Below are 2,838 nucleotides of genomic sequence, written 5' to 3'. Positions count from 1 at the left end.
GCACGGCGATGAGCGGCCTGCTGGACGATTATCACGACGCTGTCGGCTCCCGGTTCGGCCATGAGCGCTATGGGCTCGAGGCGCTCGTGCAGGTCTCGAACGCGGAGCTCGCGGCGTGAGCGACATTCTGGATCGCATCGGGGCCTACAAGCGACGCGAGATCGCCGAGGCGAAGAGCGCGCGCTCCTTCGCGGAGGTGCGCAAGGCCGCCGACGTGGCCTCTCCGCCGCGCGGCTTCGCCGACGCCATCCGTCGCACCCTCGACGCAGGCGGCACGGCCCTGATCGCGGAGATCAAGAAGGCCAGCCCGTCCAAGGGCCTGATCCGCGCCGACTTCGACCCGCCCGCCCTCGCCCGAGCCTACGCGGAGGGCGGCGCGACCTGCCTGTCCGTGCTGACCGACGGGCCGTCCTTCCAGGGAGCGCCGGAATTCCTGGTGCGGGCGCGCGAAGCAGCGCCTCTGCCCGTGATCCGCAAGGACTTCCTCTACGAGCCCTACCAGGTCGCCGAGGCGCGCGCGCTTGGCGCCGACTGCATTCTCGTCATCATGGCGGCCGTCACCGACGCCGAGGCGCGCGACCTCGTCTCGGCCGCCGCAGACTTCGGCATGGACGCCCTCATCGAGGTGCATGACGCCGCGGAGCTCGAACGGGCCCTGCCGCTCGCCGCTCCTCTACTGGGCGTGAACAATCGCAACCTGCGGACCTTCGAGGTCACGCTGGAGACGACCGAGAGGCTCGCGCCTCTGGTTCCGCCCGGCCGCATCCTGGTCGGCGAAAGCGGCATCTTCACGCCCGCCGACGTGGCGCGGCTGGCCGCCGTCGGCTGCCGGACGCTGCTGGTGGGCGAGAGCCTGATGAGGCAGGAAGACGTCGCCGCCGCCACTCGCGCCCTTCTGGCTTCGCCTCCCACGGCGTGAACCACGGGCCGTCATATGTCCCCAGACCCACGCGCCGAGCTCGATCCTGCAGCGAGACGTTGGCTGGGCAAGGACGCGGAGGGCCTGACGGAGGCTGAAGCCCGCGTGCTGAAACACGCCAGGCGGCGCAGCGTCCTGATCCGGCGTCCGGCTGGCGACGAACAGAAGACGTTCGGCGAAAGCCTCGCCGACCAGGTGGCGTCCTTCGGCGGCTCCTGGACGTTCATCATCAGTTTCAGCGTGTTCCTGTTGCTGTGGGCCGGGGCCAATCTCTGGCTGCTGTCGCAACCGTTCGATCCCTACCCGTTCATCTTCCTCAATCTGATGCTGTCGATGCTTGCGGCGCTTCAGGCCCCGGTGATCATGATGAGCCAGAACCGCCAGGCCATCAAAGATCGCGAGAACGCCGCGCTCGATTACGAAGTGAACCTGAAGGCGGAGATCGAGATCATGGGGTTGCACGAGAAGCTGGATCGGCTGAGAGACGAACACATCATGACGCTGATCGCGAAGCAGCAGGAGCAGATCGACCTCCTCACCAGCCTCGTGCGCAAGAACGACGAACTCGGGGGCGGCCGTTGACCGCACAGATCGGAAGCGTAGAGCCGCTCTCTCCTCAGGTCGGCGAGGAGCGCGTCGAGGCTGTTTTCCGCAACGGCACGATCACGGCTTACGGCATCACCGTCTCGTTCACGCTGGGCTTCCTCTCGCAATGGGCCTCGAGCGCGGACGCGTGGCGCTGGTATGACGTCCCCGCCGTCGTCGCAGTCTTCGCCGGCGGCATGTTCCAGATCTGGGCTCTGGCCTTGCTTTTGCCGGTCGAAGGTCTGGTGAAGACGATCTATGACCGGGCCACTCGCCTCTATCTGGTCGGCTTGGCGCTCACCGGAGCAGGCGTCGTGACGGCGGTCTCGTTCGACGTCGCCAGAGGAATTTTTGGCAGGGGCGTGTGAAGTGAGCTCTCAAACAGCCGTCCTGACGCATCTTTCCGCCTCCGGGGAGGCCAATATGGTCGACGTCGGCGACAAGCCCGCCACCGTGCGGGAGGCGACGGCAGAGGGCCGCGTCGTCATGGCGCCCGAGACCCTGGCGCTGATCCTCGCGGGCGACGCCAAGAAGGGCGACGTGCTCGGCACGGCGCGGATCGCCGGCATCATGGCCGCCAAGCGGACCCACGAACTGATCCCGCTCTGCCACCCGCTGGCGCTGTCGAAGGTGTCTGTCGAACTGACGCCGGACGAGGCGCTTCCGGGGGTGGTCGTGACGGCGATGGCGCGGGTGACCGGGCCGACTGGGGTCGAGATGGAGGCTCTGACCGCCGTCTCGGTGGCCTGCCTCACGGTCTACGACATGACCAAGGCCGTCGACCGGGGAATGCGGATCGAGGGCGTGCGTCTGCTCGCCAAGTCCGGCGGCCGCTCGGGCGACTTCCGGGCCGAAGGATGAGCGGCCTCCTCCCTGTCGCGGAGGCCCGCGCGCGAATTCTGTCGGGGCTCGCGACGCTTCCCGCGGAACGCGTCCGGCTCGGCGAAGCGCTCGGCCGGACGCTCGCTGCCCCGCTCAACGCGGTCCGGACGCAGCCGCCATGGGACTGCTCCGCGATGGACGGCTATGCGGTGCGTTCGGGGGATGTCCAGTCCGCCCCTGTCCGGCTGCGCGTCGTGGGCGAGGCCGCCGCCGGCAAGGCGTTTTCCGGCGAGGTCGGCTCCGGAGAAGCTGCGCGGATCTTCACCGGGGCTCCGCTGCCGCGCGGCGCCGACGCTGTCCTCCTCCAGGAGAACGCCGACCGCGCGGGCGACGAGGTCGTCGTCCGGGAGCCTGTTCAGGCCGGTCGTCCAGGCCGAGACCATCGGGCGGCTGGTGATGGAGGGGCTCAAGGCGCTCGACGACGTCGCCTATGTGCGCTTCGCCTCCGTCTA

The 2,838-nt window shown here is 68.7% G+C and carries 4 protein-coding genes and 2 pseudogenes; all 6 read left to right on the top strand.

Features of this window, described 5'->3' with window-relative positions:
* Positions 1-115: 115 nt before the first annotated feature.
* A complete protein-coding gene (trpC, locus tag ACIKT0_RS16390) occupies positions 116-919 on the top strand; it encodes an indole-3-glycerol phosphate synthase TrpC (protein ID WP_407106449.1) in 804 nt (267 codons plus the stop codon).
* A 15-nt stretch (positions 920-934) separates the two neighbouring features.
* On the top strand, positions 935-1,501 hold the full coding sequence (locus ACIKT0_RS16385; RefSeq protein WP_407106447.1) for a DUF1003 domain-containing protein: 567 nt from the start codon (positions 935-937) through the stop codon (positions 1,499-1,501).
* Positions 1,498-1,872, top strand: coding sequence for a hypothetical protein (locus ACIKT0_RS16380; protein ID WP_407106445.1), 375 nt, complete (start codon positions 1,498-1,500; stop codon positions 1,870-1,872). Before ACIKT0_RS16385 ends, ACIKT0_RS16380 begins: the two co-directional genes overlap by 4 nt.
* Before the next feature lies 1 nt (position 1,873).
* Positions 1,874-2,365, top strand: coding sequence for a cyclic pyranopterin monophosphate synthase MoaC (gene moaC / locus ACIKT0_RS16375; protein ID WP_407106444.1), 492 nt, complete (start codon positions 1,874-1,876; stop codon positions 2,363-2,365).
* A pseudogene (locus tag ACIKT0_RS16370) lies at positions 2,362-2,727 on the top strand (molybdopterin molybdenumtransferase MoeA); the annotation flags it as partial. The gene moaC and the pseudogene ACIKT0_RS16370, both read left to right, overlap by 4 nt.
* Before the next feature lie 25 nt (positions 2,728-2,752).
* Positions 2,753-2,838, top strand: a pseudogene (locus ACIKT0_RS16365) (transcriptional regulator NrdR); the annotation flags it as partial.

It is taken from the genome of Hansschlegelia beijingensis, from assembly GCF_045505405.1.
Classification (GTDB): Bacteria; Pseudomonadota; Alphaproteobacteria; order Rhizobiales; family Methylopilaceae; genus Methylopila; species Methylopila beijingensis_A.
The sequence above is the reverse complement of the archived record's forward strand: the minus strand, read 5'-3'. Positions and strand labels throughout refer to the sequence as shown.

Bases quoted from the DNA above. Each gene is read 5' to 3' on its own strand.
- ACIKT0_RS16385 (WP_407106447.1), top strand. From the start codon at position 935: ATGTCCCCAGACCCACGCGCCGAGCTCGATCCTGCAGCGAGACGTTGG.